We start from the raw sequence: 15,538 nt of genomic DNA on the forward strand, positions 1-15,538 counted from the left end.
TGTGGCCACATGACGAATTCAGTATGAAAAAGAGTGCCAATCATAGGGTACAATAGACGTGAGTAGATATAAAGACGTATGTCTTAGTGCCCAATTTCTTCCTCATACCCCTATAGTACCACTTTGAATCAGGGAAGTTAACCTTTTTTTTGAAATATTTGTCGTAATAGTTGAAAAAAGCGTGAATTGTGCGTCTAATAGTGCAAATTCAATAAGAATGGCTGGTTGAATGACATCTTTTACATTGAGATGCATTAGGCATCCGTCGTAATTAAAAGTAGAATTTTGGAACAAACTAACAGAATGAAATAGTCTCCTTTTACAATATGTGATAGGATGTAAGCCTATAGATAATGAGGAAGTGAGCCAATTGATTCAAATTACTGTGCCAACACCAGATGTCACCATCACGAAGCAGGTTAATCCACAGCTTAGCCATATTTACGGATTTACTGATTTTCATCTCATCACACGTGAACAGGGCGGCATTTATATGTTCTACAATGCTGATGAAGAGTTGTTATTTGTCGGAAAAGCGAGAAAATTAAGACCACGCATTAAGAAGCATTTTGAGGACACTGTATCCCCAATCAAGAATCACCGTGAAGAAGTGACGAAGATTGAAGTATGTCTGGTTGAAGATCCGATGGATCGTGAAATTTATGAGACGTATATCATTAACACGATGCGTGCGAAATACAATGTAGATAAAGTGTTGTATAAGTAAGTTTACGAGTACGAGTAAGCTGAACAAGTAAGGTAAGGTGAAACCGCACTGTTGAGGGCTATCCTTCTCAGGTGTGACTTACGGACACGGGTGTGATCTTACGGTTACATCCGTGTCTAAGTTTCTTCAGAACAAGGCTGTAGTTAAGACCGAGATGAACGGGGTGTGACTGACCCTCGTGGATTGCAGGAGTTATACCGTACCCAAAGAGATGCGTATAGATGCAATAGTAGTAGTATAACAACCAACCAGCATCCAACACCAAGGTAGATTAAGCTCTAATAGAAGCACAAGTAGAAGTTCTATAGGAAACAGACAATTAGAGTGTATTACGTTTTTGAGCATCAACATTACATAGAAGAGGTGATTGGTTTGATCGGTCGTAGTGGTAATCCGACACTGAAAGAAAGTACATTTGAAGGCAACAGAGGATATGGAGATGATCGATATCAGCAATTCATGACGATTAACGGTACAGTTAACAAGGCATTTATCACGTTGATCATCTTGCTAGGTAGTGCATTTGCTACGTGGATGATGTTTTTTAACGGACATGAGGTGCTTCCACTGGCTTATGGTGGGCTGATCGTTGGTTTTATTCTAGCGCTAATTATTTCATTTAAACCAGTAGCTGCTCCCTACCTTGTACCGATCTATGCCATCGCAGAAGGTATGTTCCTCGGTGCGTTCTCCGCAGCATATGAATCGTTGTACAACGGAATTACGTTGCAGGCAGCTCTGTTGACGATGGCTGTCTTTGTCGCATTATTAGTGGCCTACAAAACAAGATTGATTAAGGCGACGGAGAACTTCAAGCTGGGCGTTGTGGCTGCAACTGGCGGTATTATGATTATGTATCTTCTAAGCTTCGTACTGCGTTTATTCGGAATTACAGTACCTTACTTGCATGACAATAGTCTGATTGGGATCGGCATCTCAGTGGTAATCGTCATTGTGGCAGCGCTGAATTTGGTGCTTGATTTTGACTTTATCGAGCATGGGGCAGAGCAGGGAGCACCCAAATATATGGAGTGGTACGGAGCATTTGGTTTAATGGTCACGCTGGTGTGGCTATACATTGAGATTGTGCGTCTTCTCAGCAAATTGCGGAGCAGAAACTAAGGGCAGTATTAGTTGGATTAGCTAGACCAAGGCTGTAGGAATAAGCAATAGAGCTAACGCGTGTCTATACACAACGTTGGCTTTTTTTGTTTATACTCCTTAATTAGTAGGATAACCATACGAATTTCACAGATATAGATTGACCTTACGAAAAATAATATGATACCTTAAATGATAATGGTTCTCATTTATCCGAAAGGAGTCATCTCATGATATTCGATAAGGGAACACATGCCGCTAAACCAACACATGCTGAATCAAGACCAGTGACGAGCCGAAGCACCAAGACAGATATCGCTAAAGTTAAGACATATATGGCTCAACATTATAACTTACCATTATCTATTGCTGATCTGGCGGCAAGAGCCAATATCAGTCCCAAATACTTTGTAGATTTATTCAAGAAAACCTATGGGCAGAGTGCCATGGAGTACTTAACCGATCTTCGCATTAATCATGCCAAGCGATATCTGAAGGAGTCTGGAGATAAGTTACGCGACATCGCACTGAAGGTGGGGTATAGCGACGAGTATTATTTTAGCCGGAAATTTAAAAAAGAAGTGGGCATTTCTCCATCAGATTACGCAAGAAATACGAAGAAACGCATCGCCACATACTCCTCCAATATGATTGGGCAGCTTCTGGCGCTTGGTGTCATGCCTGTTGCTGCGCCCATCGATTCAAAGTGGACAGCATATTATTATAATGCGTATCGCACAGAGATTCCGTCTCATCTGAAAATGACAGACCCTTATACAAGCTGGCGAATGGAAGTGAATGTAGAGAAGCTGGTGCATATTCGTCCAGACGCGATAATTGGTAGTGACGAGATTAGTGAGCAGGATGAGGCGAAGCTGGCCGAGATTGCTCCGTGCTGTGTCGTACCTAAGCATCCATCGGATTGGCGTACACAATTGCGTACGATTGCTACTTTTTTGGAACGAGAAGAGCAGGCAGAACAATGGATCAATGCATATCATCAGCGGGCGCAAGAAGCGCGGAAACATGTACAGAAGGAAATGGGTCAGGAAAAGGTACTCGTACTTCGTGTGTATGGCGAGTACCTCTATCTCTACAGCAATCCGGGTATACAAGAGGTATTTCATCATGCGCTCCAACTAGATACAATGCTCGATATGAACGCTAGTGTACCTATAACAATGGAGAAACTCGCTGCGATGAATCCAGACCACATGCTCGTGATGGTGTGTCCTGAAGCGGCATCACGGGCAACATGGCTCAGCTTACAGCACTCGCCTATATGGCGACGGCTTAAGGCAGCGCAGCATTATCAGATCCACCTGATCGCAGGTGATCCGTGGTTCGACTACTCTGCTGTCGGCGTGATGCGTATGCTCAGCGAAGCCTTGCTTATGTTTACGGGATATTGTCCAAATGGTTATCTGGATACTGTCCATGGTGATTCACGAGTGACATGACATATAATCCTACTATCTAAATGAGAATGTTTATCAAGGGGGATATATCATGTTTCCACAGAGTCAATCAAAGAGACAGCAATTTGTTGCTCAAAAACTACGTCATGTACGGGTGTCTGTCTTCGTTTTACTATTGCTTATCGCGGGTCTATTATCTGCCTGTAGTTCCAATTCAAGTGCAGAGCAAGCCGGGGAATTGCAGCAAGAGCAGCCGACAACGGAAGCCGCAGCGCCAGCATCCTCTAACACAGATGTGGAGGAGGATCAGGCTCAGGAGGCAGTGGAGGAGCGCACAGTAAAGGATGAGCTAGGCCATGATGTCATTGTCCCGACTAATGTAGAGCGAGTCTTCGCACCCTATCTGGAAGATTCCCTGCTCACGCTGGGAGTTAAACCTGTTGCGCAATGGGCGAGCGGCACGCAGGGGCATGTGTATTTGCAGGATCAGTTAAGCGATGTTCCAACGCTCGACTTCTCCAGCGGGTTGCCTGCGCCTGAGGCATTAATGGCGTTCAACCCGGATTTTATTATTTTGCATACAGCGAATTATGCGGAGAATGGTGTGTACGAGAGTTATTCCAAGATCGCACCAACCTATGTATTTAGCAACGCTTCGGGTGATGTAGAGAAGTCCTTGGAGGTCATTGGCGATCTGTTGGGTAAATCCGCTGAGGCGAAACAGGCGATTGAAGACTATCATGCAGAAGTCGAATCAGCCAAAACCAAACTGGCTCAAGTGACGGAGGGTAAAAAGGCAGCGATCATCCGGTTTGCCCCGCGTGGCATCACCTTGATGGGAGGAAACTATTTCAGCGGTTATGTCGTGTACGAGCAGCTTGGCTTAGGGAAGCCAGCATTGGTGGAGACGGAGAATAGCGCGATGGTATCGACCGAGATATTGCCTGAGATCGATGCAGATTTTATTTTCACGGTAGAGCAAGGCCCTGGTAGCATGAAAGAAATGACGGAGACCGCAGTATGGAAAGGCATTCCTGCCGTAAAAGCAGGCAATGTGTACGACGTTGAACCAGCCTCTTGGCTAGGCGGTGGATTGATCGCATATCAACGTGTAATTGATGATACGTTAAAGGCATTGACGGAATAATAGAGAGTTGAAGTGGCTCCCATAGAGGTGCTGGTAAGGAGGATTAACGATCATGACGTTTCAGTCCAAGCAACCCCAATTAGATGCACCTGAACAAGAAAATGCACGAAGTGTGGTGAAGATTCCACGCGCCGAACAATGGAGTATGAACCCCAGCACAGGAGGTCATGCGTATCAGATTATGGTTTATGAGCCAGCGGAGGAAGCCCCTGCGTCAGGGTATCCGGTCATCTATGTGCTGGATGCGAATGCTGTATTCGGTACGATGGTAGAAGCCGTTCGTCTGCAGGGTCGTAGACCAGAGAAGACGGGAGTAATCCCGGCCATTATTGTAGGCATCGGTTATCCAACAGAGGCGACCTTCTCACCTCATCGATATGCTGATTTTACCCCGGAGGCCACTACGGAGTATACAAATCAACCGGATGGTACACCTCTGCCGCCACAGGGTGGTGCAGATCAATTTTTGCAGTTTATTGAAGACGAATTGAAGCCGAGAATAGAAGCACAATATCGAATTAATCGGAGTAGACAAGCGATCTTTGGCCATTCTCTGGGCGGGTTGTTCGTTCTACATACACTGCTGACGAAGCCAGAAGCTTTTCGTTATTATATCGCTGGCAGTCCGTCACTGCATTGGAATCAGAAGTTGATGCAGACGGAGGAAGAGGCATTTATTGCCCGTTTGGATTCAGATCCGATTCAGGCCGAGGTATGGATTGGTATAGGAGAACAGGAAAAGATCCATCCTGCTGGTAATAACGGCAGAGCCTTAGGGCTCACGGAGCGTCTATCTAGCGTGAATCATCCAGGTTTGACGATTCAATTTACGGAGTTTGAAGGCGAGAATCACGTATCGGTATTGCCCTTTCTGATCAGCCGCTCGCTTCGCTTGGCATGTAGCCCGGAGACAATCTGAGGTATAAAATACAACACAAAAATAAGGGGCAATTGCCCCTTATTTGCGTATTGCTTGAATTAAATCGTGAACCGTAACGACATCATACGTTGTAGGCAGTGCTAATCCTACAGAACAGGCTGCCAGCATATGTCCATCATCCAGTCGCTCGCTGTGAAAGCGATAGGCTTCATCCTGCTCACAATGCCAATCTCCCTGATCATTAGGAAGAATGGCGAAGGAGTCCAGTGGTATGGAGAGCCCTTTGCCTACGGCCTTAATGTAGCTCTCCTTGAGCGTCCATAATCGATAGAAGGTTTCAAGCTGCACATCGGCTGGCTGGCTGATCAGATAACGATTCTCCTGTGGAGCGAAGAAACGGTCTGCAATCTGAAGGTCAATTGGTTTTATTTGCTCCACATCGATTCCCACAAGATCATGTCCACCCGAGATCATAACAACCCAGTCTCCAGAATGGGAGAGGTTGAAGGGGAGATCTGCATGGTCACGCAGGAAAGGTTTCCCGTACTCATTCTGGCTAAACGATATATCCCTCACCTGTCCACCAATCTGATCGGCCAACGTAACCCGAGCCAATGCTTCGCCCAGTACAGAACGATAGGCATCCGCCTGATGTACATAACGAGCTGCACCCGCACGTCGCTCAGCGGAAACCATAGAGAGTAACAGTTCCCATTCGTCTTCCAGCAATATTGAAGGTACTTGCATAACTTGTAATTTCAACATTATTTATCACCTGTCGATAGATTCGACATGTAGCAGCACCAATCCTGTTTAGCACATGGAGCGACTCGATAGTACAGCAGCATACATTCAGCAGTCATAGCTCTAACAAAACGACAGCTTACGTGCAATGTCTCTTACAGCTCGCTTGCTTAAACACCGTATGCATAGTGTTCTCAGCTCTTTTGTGTTCTCTTCCAGTCCTCGTGTGCGGTCTGTACCTGCTTCCACATCTCTTCGCGTTCCATCTTACTGTACCGTATCAACGTTTCATGAAATACGTCAGTGAGTGTGCTAATCCACTCGTGGAAGGTTCTAATCTCCATCTTACGAATACCTTCAGCATCATGGATTCGTAGCATACATCCACGTAGTTCATGACTACGCAGGGCGTCTCTTTGACGAAGAAGAAATGTGTTATGCCAAGGTGACTGGATCGACTGGCTGTAGAATTCATGCTTTGGAATGAACTCATCCAGTTGGCTGACCCAATCCGGGGCATAGTCCACACCTAGACTTGGACCGTTCGGTTCATATTCGAGCCTCCAGCCCTCCGCAGCTACTGATGATGAAATTAGATTATACGTGAAAGGTGCCTGCCCATAGGTACCATAACGCAAGGGAAGCGGCTGAAATGGCATACCACCAAGCCCGACATCTACAATCCATTGTTCTTCTTGATTCTCTGATCCAGGTAGCAGTACAGATAGTCCTAAATGAAACGAGTTAACGCGTGGTTGCTCCCCATGGGGTTGCACACCTGCACGATGCCATCGCACAGTGTATCCAAGCGAGTGAAGCAGCACGCTAAACGCACCATTCAAGTGAAAACAGTATCCGCTACGCCCGTTCAATATGAGCTCTACAGATTCTCGAAGGTGAATTCCGGCGGGGCGACCTGCAAAAATATCAACGGTCTGCCAAGACAGGTACTCTACATGTGCCGCTTGCAGCTCGGATAGAAATTCAAGTGTTGGCGGCTTTATCTCATCAATACCTATCCGTCTAAGATAGGCTTTAATTTCAGTTGGATTCAACGTGTACATTGGCCTAACCTCCAATCATATGTGGAGCCATCACATGTTTCATTGATAATGGCTCCTTCATCTATTGTAGGTACGGCACAGGTTACTGAACACCGCCGTTTCTCTCCATTGTACCGGTACAATTTTGTGTAAGCAGAGTCTAAAATTTCGTGAACTTGCCTCTCATTTCGCTATATTGAATATGAATTCGGTTCTCTGGATGTTTGTCTGTAGTATATAGAACCAGTAAGAAGATCCATTCCAGAGGTTTCATGAGTAGATAGACAAGATCCGCTGTCCAGCGGGAACGAATATGTTTACTCACCGGATAGCCATAACGATCATATAACCCACGAATTAGGCGATGGAATCGGGGCGTGTACTGTTCCAATACATGTTCAAAAGCATTTGCGATCATTAATTGTCGATTCACTTTAATAACGTGGCCGTGTCGTATGCCATCTCGCACTGGTTTGACCCAATTGGCATGTCCACCAGCCGCAACGGTGCACAAATAGTGTCCATTACCCGGAATGATATCAGGCGGTGGGATAGGGAGACGAGAGTAATTGTAGCTGCTCGTATCCAGGAAGGTTCGAATGGCACTGTCAGGTCGCTGACCAAATAAGACAAGAATGAGCTGGACCACCAGTTGTAGTGGGAACATGAGAATCACCCAGACAAGCGATGCAGTGCGAAAACGAATGATATGCCGATACAGGAATCGTTGCCATCCAGGCAGATGCTCCATATCCGTTAGCAAACGCTGTCCCTCAACATGAGCTTGTACAAAACCATCCCACGAGCGCTTCAGGCGACCAACATATAGGAATATGAGCGATAAGTAGCTGCTCTGTAACGTAAGCACGGAAAACGTTATGAGCAGTCCTGTTTCGTAATACCATGAAAGACCTGTATGTGTAATATAGGCGATTCCCCAGACGATACTGAGAACGAGAGCGCTGTTGCATAGTGTGTACACGATTGGCGAGAGTTTATTTGAGCGACTAAACAGCAGGATATACGCCAACAAACCAACGATATGAGTTGTAATAAATACAGGAAGACTGTAGTGGCTAATCGTCGCATAGTTGGAAGCCAAATTGCCTGTATCTTCATACACAGACAGTGGTTCTCCCCCGTTAACACCTGAAGAATCGAAGGCTATGCCTATGGCAAAGCCAACGACTGTAAATCCCATTATAAAAATTTCGCATACGGTGAGGAATATTCGTCCATTCCCAGCCGCCTTTTTGATGAAACTATTCAGCATAACCCATCCTGATGCAGCCGGGATAATTAGAAACAAGCCTAGGAATTGAAGTGTAGCAATCAAGAGATGTCCTCCTTCGATTTCAGTATTCCTATTGTAGGTTAGTGAGAGCTTGTTGGCAATATTAACCATTATAATATTTAGGTCTAACGTCTCATATTAGGGGAGGAAAAACCCTACTTGGGGTGGGGAGCTGATCGTATAACCGAGCTTACCTCGGAGCGCATACACTTCTTCCCATGTATGGGAGAGTGGATTCTCTTTTTCTTGGGTATGTTAACCGTTTAGAGTGGATATAGGTTAGAATAGAGATAGAAAGCAGGATTAGGAGATGTTAATATGGCTAATGATGAAGTGATTTTGACGCAGGAAGGCTTGGAAAAGCTGGAGGACGAGCTACGGGAATTAAAGACAGTTAAGCGTAAAGAGTTGGCCGAGCGTCTGAAACTCGCGATTAGTTACGGTGACCTGAAGGAAAATAGTGAGTATCATTCAGCCAAAGATGATCAGGCATTTATGGAAACCCGCGTTTTGATTCTAGAGAAAATGTTGAAGAATGCACGAGTGATTACAGCGGACAACATGGACTCGAATAAAGTGGGCGTTGGCTCCACAGTGTTGCTTAACGACATTGAGTTTGCGGAGAAAATCGAATACAAACTTGTTGGACCTGCTGAAGCTGACGTTTCAGATAACAAAATCTCGTACGAGAGCCCTCTAGGCAAGGAACTAATGGGTAAAGAAGTGGGTAGTACCATTCATGTTAATGCACCGATGGGCGTGATCAAATATGAGTTGCTCGAAATTCGGATCTAATCACGAACGTCGACTTTTCAATTATGAATAAATTAACCTTGTTGAATAAAGAGAGGATTCGAAGCTAATTATAGCCGAAGAACCTCTCTTTTTTTGGTATTTGTGAAACATCGGGAGTGAAATTCGAGCTTTATCACATACTGTAAATAAACAAGCTTGATGGTAATTCCCTTTAAAGCGTTAGTGTAAAAAAATAACATTATGATTAATTTCATTTTTTCAATGACCTGACACGATGAGTAGTATATAATTACGGGAAATAATAGAACAGATGGAGTAGATAAGATGAATTTTAGTAAGTCACCTCTAGAACAGAACAACTCGGGCAAGGGTGAACGCTTCTCCCGTGCAGGATTCATTTTGGCTGCCATCGGTAGTTCAGTTGGACTTGGTAACATGTGGAAGTTTCCGTATATTACGGGAGAGAATGGGGGCGCAGCGTTTTTCCTGCTCTTTATCGTCTGTCTGTTACTCATTGGTCTGCCTGTATTGCTGGCGGAGCTTGCAATTGGTCGAAGTGGGCGCGGAAGTGCAGCTACAGCGTTCATCAAAGCTGGCGGACATAAAGGGTGGCTAGCAGCAGGACTACTGCAAGTTTTGACACCGTTTATTATCCTTTCTTTTTACGTGATCATTGCAGGCTGGACACTCCAGTATGCGATCACCTCTTTCAGTGGTAGTCTGTTTAGTAACGCAGATTTTGGTGGGCAATTTGATTCCTTTATCGGTGGGTATATGCCGATTGTATGGCAGTTCGTTTCCGTGCTGATCACAGGCTGGATTGTAGCTAAAGGGGTCTCTAACGGAATTGAGAAGTTTAATAAAGTGCTCATACCAGCGATGTTGGTATTGCTTATTATACTGATGATTCGAGCCATTACATTGCCAGGAGCAGGTGCAGGGGTTTCCTTCTTCCTGAATCCAGACTTCTCTCAATTAACGACCGAATCGGCATTGGTTGCACTTGGACATGCCTTCTTCTCCCTATCTCTAGGGATGGGTATTCTCGTGACCTATGGTTCGTATGTTGATAAAAATCAGTCTCTTGGCGCGGCGACAGTAGCCGTTGGTGCGGGTGACCTCATCTATGCCTTTATCGCAGGTTTAATTATTTTCCCAACGACATTCTCGTTTGGTATCGCACCGGATCAAGGGCCTAAACTGATCTTCGTTGCGCTGCCTGCTGCATTCTCAGCAATGCCGCTGGGCTTCCTGTTTGGCGGATTGTTCTTTATCCTGTTGGCTATTGCAGCATTAACATCAGCCGTATCGTTGCTGGAAGTTCCAGTTAAGTATTTCATGGAAAGATTGTCTTGGAGCCGTAGCCGTTCTGTATGGGTTATTTCACTGGCGGTCTTCATTGTAGGACTTCCTTCTGCTCTGTCCATGGGACTTGTTCCTGAATTCAACATTAACGGTACGAACTTGTTCGACTGGATGGACTTCATGGCGTCCAACATCATGCTTCCGGTCGGTGGATTGCTTGTCACAATATTTGCCGGTTACTTCTGGAAGACAGCAGCAGAAGCTTCAGGTCTGAAATCAGGCTGGTTCAACGTTTGGCTGTTCATGCTGCGCTATGTGGCACCAATCCTGGTACTTCTGGTATTGCTACACACATCCGGAATTATTCACTTCTAAAGTGTACAGGATGGTAATGAGTATCAGGATGACTACACAGATTTACCAAGCATAAAACCTCTTGGAAGAATTGCAAAAGCCCTTGTGTTCCAACGACAATTTTGGGACAATACGGAGTAGAGGTTTTTTTGAAGTAAAAACCGATGAGCCATATGCTTTTTTTCGAAAAGAGGACTGCGTAATGAACCAATCATCCATTTATGGATTAACATTAGAGCAATTACGTTCCTGGTTGCCGGAACACGGGCAGAAGAAATCCCGTGCTTCCCGGATCTGGGAATGGTTATATCAAGAGCGTGTGCATCAGTTTACAGACATGACCGATGTGCGCAAGGAATGTCTGGACGTGATCTCCGAACACTTTACGATGAACTCTCTGAGTGAACATGTGAAGCAAGAATCGGCAGACGGCACAGTGAAATTTTTGCTGCGCTTGCAGGATGGGAACCTGATCGAAACAGTACTTATGCGTCAAAAGTACGGTCTCACGGTATGTGTAACGACTCAGGTGGGCTGTAATATTGGCTGCAGCTTCTGCGCGAGCGGGTTAATCAAGAAGAGCCGTGACCTTTCCAGTGGCGAAATTGTAGAACAGATCATGCACGTACAACGGCATCTCGATGCAGCAGGTCAAGGTGAGCGAGTGACCAACGTTGTTGTGATGGGGATTGGCGAGCCGTTTGACAATTTCGAGAACATGAGCAATTTCATCGAAGTGGTGAAGGATCGTAAGGGACTAGCGCTTGCAGCGAAACGGATTACGGTGTCTACAAGTGGTTTGCCAGACAAAATCAAAGAGTTTGCAGACAGCAGTCTCCAGGTCAATCTAGCTATTTCCCTACATGCACCGAATAATGACCTACGCACACATATCATGAAAATCAATCGGGCTTTCCCGATCGAACAACTGATGGATGCAGTCGATTATTACTTGGCTACGACGAATAAACGTATTATGTTCGAATACATTCTGCTCCGTGATGTAAATGATCAACGTGAGCATGCGGCTGAGCTGGCTGAACTATTATCCAGCCGGAAGAACATGGTCAGTGTGAACCTGATTCCTTACAACCCAGTGGATGAGCACAGTCAGTATCAACGGAGTACAGAAGAGTCGATTCTTGGCTTCTATGATACGCTCAAAAAGAATAATATCAACTCCACAGTTCGTATGGAGCATGGTACAGATATCGATGCAGCCTGCGGGCAATTGCGGAGCAAACAGATGAAGAATGATGCATCTGAGCCGCAAGCGGGTCGACTTGCCCTGGGATAAGGTCATACTTGAAGTAAGGGCGATGCTCTCAGAGCAGTGACCCTAGCTTCAGTGTCTAAATAGTAAACGCCTCTGTAGATCACTAAGAAGTGGTGACAGAGGCGTTTTTCGTGTAATTATTTTCAAGCGTGCCCTAGTTTCTTGACCATCAATAGATGCGGAATGCCATCTTCCATAAATACATCGGATGCTGGGGCATACCCAAGCCGTTCATAGAATCCGGAGGCTTGCACCTGAGCGTGTAACTTGGCTGTCTCTAGTCCTTGGGCTAGAGACATCTGTTCCAGTTTATCGATAAGAATACGACCAAGACCGTGCTTGCGGTATTCCAGCATGACGCAGATTCGTTCCAGCTTGGCAACATCTTCCACAATGCGCAGTCTGGACGAAGCGGCAGGCACACCATCTACATAGAGAAGAATGTGTCGGGCTTCCGAACCCAGTGCATCATAAGCATCGAATTCATCTTCAGCAGATACACCTTGCTCTTCAACAAAAATAGCGGTGCGGATAGCAAAAACAGCTTCAAGTAATTCCTGATTGTTGACCTCAACAACAGTGATGTTCATTAATGTGTCTCCTTCGTTCAATCGTAATGGTATGCTGACATGGTAGACTATCCAAAATCATATTTGAGTCAAACCATATGCGATCTACCCAATTTGAGATTATTATTTAAAATTAGTTATATCACTATTTTTGTTGTGAATGCAACATAATATCAAACAAGGACGTGAGTGCAATGAAGGATGTATTACGTGAAATTGGCATGATAGCGCGCTGTCTGGATTCCATCAGCAACGTCGAATTTCAACATTTGAATCTATCACGGGGGCAATACCTATACCTATATCGCATATGTGAGAATCCTGGCATTATCCCGAACCAGCTCGCCGAGCTCATCAAAGTGGATCGAACGACAGCGGCTAGGGCAATCAGTAAGCTAGAATCCGACGCATTTATTCGTAAGCAAGCAGCAGTCGATAATAAGAAGAACAAGGAGTTATATCCAACCGAGGCCGGTCTTGAGGCGTGGGAGTTTATTCGTAGAGAGGGGGCTCACTCTGATCAAGTGACCTTGGCGGGATTAACGGAAGAGGAGATTGAGACGGCCGTATCTCTGCTACGCCGGATGCGTCACAACATTGAGGTTGATTGGCGGTTCGTGAAGAAGGGTGGGCGTAGACCGTATATGGATCAGGAGGAATGATCAGCTCTTCGATCGATCACTTTCGAGGAAAAATACAGGAGGACAAGATGAGGAACATGAGCCGGAAAGGGCTGTTATGGCTGCTTATTGTCGTTGCTAGTATTATGGCGGGGTTAATGAGCTATATAAAGGGGTATTGGGTAGTGGATGAACCAACTCCAACAGCTGTATTTGTCCAGCATCATATGACCAATCCGAACGGTACGCTGGCTTCTTACCTGAAGGATGCTATATCGGATACGCCTGATGTTGTAGCAGGTCGGGAAGCGTTGTCCGAGTCCCTGGGGTTATGGATGCAATATGCTGTTGCCAAGAACGATGAGGAATTATTCAAGCAAAGTTACGATCTGCTAACGACCTATTTTCTAATGCCGCAGAAATATATTGCCTGGAAGCTTGATGCTGAAGGGGAATCTTTGGTGACCACCAATGCACTAGGGGATGATCTGCGAATCATAGGTGCGCTGCTATCGGCTGCGGAACTGTGGGAACAGGACAAGGCCAGAATACTTAAGACGGCTGCAGAACTCACCCAAACATTGAATCAATCGGTGCAGATGAAAGGCTATTATGTCGATTTTCATGATTTTGCGAATGGAATCTCTTCAGATACATTAAGTCTGGTGTACGTGGATTTACCAGCGTTGAAAGCGATGGAGCAGCATGAATTGCTAGAGCCGGGGACGTATGAGAAGTACGAGTACATGCTAAAAAGCATGCCGGATGATGGTGTATTTTATCCTAAATCGTTCAATGTTATCACCAAAACATATAACTATGATGAAAAGGTAAACCTGATTGATCAGTTAATCGTGGCTAATCATCTGGCAACAACCAGTCAGAAGCCGGATAAGCTTATTTCTTTTCTAAAACAAGAGTTTGCGACCCGCAAGCAGTTGGCAGGACAGTACCAACGAAGTGATCGTACGCCAGTCGTATCCTATGAATCTCCATCTGTATATGGACTTGCGATTCTACTTGCAATCAAGTCAGGTGATCCAAAATGGGCTAAACAACTGTATAACCATATGATCACATTCCGGAGCCAGGATTCAAATTATCCGGGTGGTTACGTATTTAACGGGGACACGCATGCATTTGATAATCTTTTTCCATTAATTGCTGAGACAGAATTGAAAAATAATCTTAAAAAGTAATATTTCCGTCATTTTATCAAATGGCTAATATGATAGCATGTATTTTGTATTATTTTGTCGCAAATTAGTGAAATATTCAGTAGGGCATATAAATAACATAATTTACATGCAGAAGGGAGAAAAGATGAGAAATAAAGCACCTATTCGCCGTATTGGATGGGGGTATGCCAGCTTGATTGGACTCGCTGTAATTCAGCAACTTGTTGTATATCTCAAAATATATATGAATCAAAGTTATACCACGCTAGACGTCATTTTTAGTGTTGTGTCATTAGCTGCACTAGTTCTCGGTTTTATATTACCTGTCGGTGTATCTGTTGTTGTCATATTTGTGTACCTGGTTTCTTATTTTGTGTGGTTGGTAACCTATGCCGATGTTAATGTGCTTACATTCTCATGGTGGTTACTCATTCCCGCTAATGTTGCTGTGGCTGCATTCATCAAGGCCAGTCTTGTGCGGAGCGCACGGATTATGGATCGCTTGCAGGAGATGCAGGATCGCAATCCAGAGATTGATCTCGATACCTCGCTTGGCAACAAGGAGGCACTGACGGATACGGTCATTAAGCAGAGTAATCTTGCTAAACGGTATTCAGAGCATTATGGATTCAGTATGGCGATGTTTAAAATTGAATTTCTACCCTTGGTTATGGAGTCTCTCGGATCAGTGAGATATGCGCAGTTTCTGTTGGAGTTGTCCAGTACGATCCAGAAGCAGATTCGATTTGAGGATTACAAATTTTTTGTGGATCGTGGGCGTTTTGTCATTCTATGTCCGATGGTGAACGTAGAGTATCTTCCCGTGCTTACCCAGCGGATCAAAAGTGCAATGATGGATCTATCTTTTATTGATAAGAAGGGAAATGAACTACAGACGGTTATTCGCTCAGGAGCACTCATTTTTCAGAAAGAAAATTTCAGTAAGTACGAAGATATTGATGCGGTTATTGCTGCGCTTGAACGGAACACAGAGACAGATCTCATTGGTGAATATATCTAAACTAGCTAGAAGGAGAGAAGCTCCGTGAACTATGTAACCTGGTTCATCCCCATATGTATCGCTATTAGCTGTATTTTTATGTTGTGTACAATAGGCTTAACCATT

At 44.9% G+C, this 15,538-nt stretch carries 15 protein-coding genes; 11 read left to right on the plus strand and 4 right to left on the minus strand.

The features are described from left to right. Positions 1-370 precede the first annotated feature (370 nt). The 5 genes from MH215_RS14460 to MH215_RS14480 all read left to right on the plus strand — a co-directional run bounded on the left by MH215_RS14460 (position 371) and on the right by MH215_RS14480 (position 5,312). Positions 371-727: a nucleotide excision repair endonuclease gene (locus tag MH215_RS14460; RefSeq protein WP_239291071.1), complete on the plus strand. Its 357-nt coding sequence runs from the start codon at positions 371-373 to the stop codon at positions 725-727. A gap of 372 nt (positions 728-1,099) precedes the next feature. Continuing rightward, positions 1,100-1,849, plus strand: a complete 750-nt coding sequence (locus MH215_RS14465) for a Bax inhibitor-1/YccA family protein (protein ID WP_239291073.1) — start codon at positions 1,100-1,102, stop codon at positions 1,847-1,849. A 209-nt stretch (positions 1,850-2,058) separates the two neighbouring features. After that, complete coding sequence (locus MH215_RS14470; protein WP_239291075.1) at positions 2,059-3,288, plus strand: ABC transporter substrate-binding protein; 1,230 nt, start codon at positions 2,059-2,061, stop codon at positions 3,286-3,288. 49 nt (positions 3,289-3,337) lie between these two features. Next, positions 3,338-4,393 (plus strand): ABC transporter substrate-binding protein, encoded by a 1,056-nt coding sequence (locus MH215_RS14475; RefSeq protein ID WP_239291077.1) that lies wholly within the window; start codon positions 3,338-3,340, stop codon positions 4,391-4,393. Positions 4,394-4,445: 52 nt separating this feature from the next. Further along, positions 4,446-5,312, plus strand: coding sequence for an alpha/beta hydrolase (locus tag MH215_RS14480; protein WP_239291079.1), 867 nt, complete (start codon positions 4,446-4,448; stop codon positions 5,310-5,312). A 39-nt stretch (positions 5,313-5,351) separates the two neighbouring features. Here the strand turns inward: MH215_RS14480 and MH215_RS14485 are convergent, their stop codons facing one another. The 3 genes from MH215_RS14485 to MH215_RS14495 all read right to left on the minus strand — a co-directional run bounded on the left by MH215_RS14485 (position 5,352) and on the right by MH215_RS14495 (position 8,396). Next, positions 5,352-6,038 (minus strand): 4'-phosphopantetheinyl transferase family protein, encoded by a 687-nt coding sequence (locus tag MH215_RS14485; RefSeq protein ID WP_239291081.1) that lies wholly within the window; start codon positions 6,036-6,038, stop codon positions 5,352-5,354. Positions 6,039-6,211: 173 nt separating this feature from the next. Continuing rightward, entirely contained in the window at positions 6,212-7,081 is an 870-nt protein-coding gene (locus tag MH215_RS14490) for an arylamine N-acetyltransferase family protein (RefSeq protein WP_239291083.1), read from the minus strand. A gap of 139 nt (positions 7,082-7,220) precedes the next feature. Continuing rightward, the gene (locus MH215_RS14495; RefSeq protein ID WP_239291085.1) at positions 7,221-8,396 is read right to left on the minus strand and encodes a DUF6688 domain-containing protein; all 1,176 of its coding nucleotides are present in this window, start codon (positions 8,394-8,396) and stop codon (positions 7,221-7,223) included. 276 nt (positions 8,397-8,672) lie between these two features. On the opposite strand from MH215_RS14495, the gene greA reads away from it, so the two are divergent. The 3 genes from greA to rlmN all read left to right on the plus strand — a co-directional run bounded on the left by greA (position 8,673) and on the right by rlmN (position 12,066). Then, entirely contained in the window at positions 8,673-9,149 is a 477-nt protein-coding gene (gene greA, locus MH215_RS14500; RefSeq protein WP_056703281.1) for a transcription elongation factor GreA, read from the plus strand. Positions 9,150-9,434: 285 nt separating this feature from the next. Then, the gene (locus tag MH215_RS14505; RefSeq protein ID WP_239291086.1) at positions 9,435-10,790 is read left to right on the plus strand and encodes a sodium-dependent transporter; all 1,356 of its coding nucleotides are present in this window, start codon (positions 9,435-9,437) and stop codon (positions 10,788-10,790) included. A gap of 181 nt (positions 10,791-10,971) precedes the next feature. Further along, a complete protein-coding gene (gene rlmN, locus MH215_RS14510; protein ID WP_239291087.1) occupies positions 10,972-12,066 on the plus strand; it encodes a dual-specificity RNA methyltransferase RlmN in 1,095 nt (364 codons plus the stop codon). Positions 12,067-12,188: 122 nt separating this feature from the next. Here rlmN and MH215_RS14515 read toward each other — a convergent pair whose 3' ends face one another. Then, positions 12,189-12,635 carry a GNAT family N-acetyltransferase gene (locus tag MH215_RS14515; RefSeq protein WP_239291088.1) on the minus strand — a complete coding sequence of 149 codons (447 nt, stop codon included), beginning with the start codon at positions 12,633-12,635 and terminating at the stop codon, positions 12,189-12,191. A gap of 173 nt (positions 12,636-12,808) precedes the next feature. Here MH215_RS14515 and MH215_RS14520 point away from each other — a divergent pair, with 173 nt between their 5' ends. The 3 genes from MH215_RS14520 (at position 12,809) to MH215_RS14530 (ending at position 15,433) form a co-directional block, all read left to right on the plus strand. After that, entirely contained in the window at positions 12,809-13,276 is a 468-nt protein-coding gene (locus MH215_RS14520) for a MarR family winged helix-turn-helix transcriptional regulator (protein ID WP_239291089.1), read from the plus strand. Positions 13,277-13,332: 56 nt separating this feature from the next. Next, the gene (locus MH215_RS14525) at positions 13,333-14,433 is read left to right on the plus strand and encodes a glycosyl hydrolase family 8 (RefSeq protein WP_343224583.1); all 1,101 of its coding nucleotides are present in this window, start codon (positions 13,333-13,335) and stop codon (positions 14,431-14,433) included. Between the two features lie 124 nt (positions 14,434-14,557). Further along, complete coding sequence (locus MH215_RS14530; RefSeq protein ID WP_239291091.1) at positions 14,558-15,433, plus strand: diguanylate cyclase domain-containing protein; 876 nt, start codon at positions 14,558-14,560, stop codon at positions 15,431-15,433. The last annotated feature ends 105 nt before the right edge of the window (positions 15,434-15,538 follow it).

The sequence above is a fragment of the Paenibacillus sp. ACRSA genome, assembly GCF_022346845.1.
Classification (GTDB): Bacteria; Bacillota; Bacilli; order Paenibacillales; family Paenibacillaceae; genus Paenibacillus.

Bases quoted from the DNA above. Each gene is read 5' to 3' on its own strand.
- rlmN (WP_239291087.1), top strand. From the start codon at position 10,972: ATGAACCAATCATCCATTTATGGATTAACATTAGAGCAATTACGTTCC.
- MH215_RS14525 (WP_343224583.1), top strand. From the start codon at position 13,333: ATGAGCCGGAAAGGGCTGTTATGGCTGCTTATTGTCGTTGCTAGTATT.
- MH215_RS14480 (WP_239291079.1), top strand. From the start codon at position 4,446: ATGACGTTTCAGTCCAAGCAACCCCAATTAGATGCACCTGAACAAGAA.
- MH215_RS14505 (WP_239291086.1), top strand. From the start codon at position 9,435: ATGAATTTTAGTAAGTCACCTCTAGAACAGAACAACTCGGGCAAGGGT.
- MH215_RS14515 (WP_239291088.1), bottom strand. From the start codon at position 12,635: ATGAACATCACTGTTGTTGAGGTCAACAATCAGGAATTACTTGAAGCT.
- MH215_RS14530 (WP_239291091.1), top strand. From the start codon at position 14,558: ATGAGAAATAAAGCACCTATTCGCCGTATTGGATGGGGGTATGCCAGC.
- MH215_RS14485 (WP_239291081.1), bottom strand. From the start codon at position 6,038: ATGTTGAAATTACAAGTTATGCAAGTACCTTCAATATTGCTGGAAGAC.
- MH215_RS14520 (WP_239291089.1), top strand. From the start codon at position 12,809: ATGAAGGATGTATTACGTGAAATTGGCATGATAGCGCGCTGTCTGGAT.
- MH215_RS14490 (WP_239291083.1), bottom strand. From the start codon at position 7,081: ATGTACACGTTGAATCCAACTGAAATTAAAGCCTATCTTAGACGGATA.
- MH215_RS14470 (WP_239291075.1), top strand. From the start codon at position 2,059: ATGATATTCGATAAGGGAACACATGCCGCTAAACCAACACATGCTGAA.
- MH215_RS14475 (WP_239291077.1), top strand. From the start codon at position 3,338: ATGTTTCCACAGAGTCAATCAAAGAGACAGCAATTTGTTGCTCAAAAA.
- greA (WP_056703281.1), top strand. From the start codon at position 8,673: ATGGCTAATGATGAAGTGATTTTGACGCAGGAAGGCTTGGAAAAGCTG.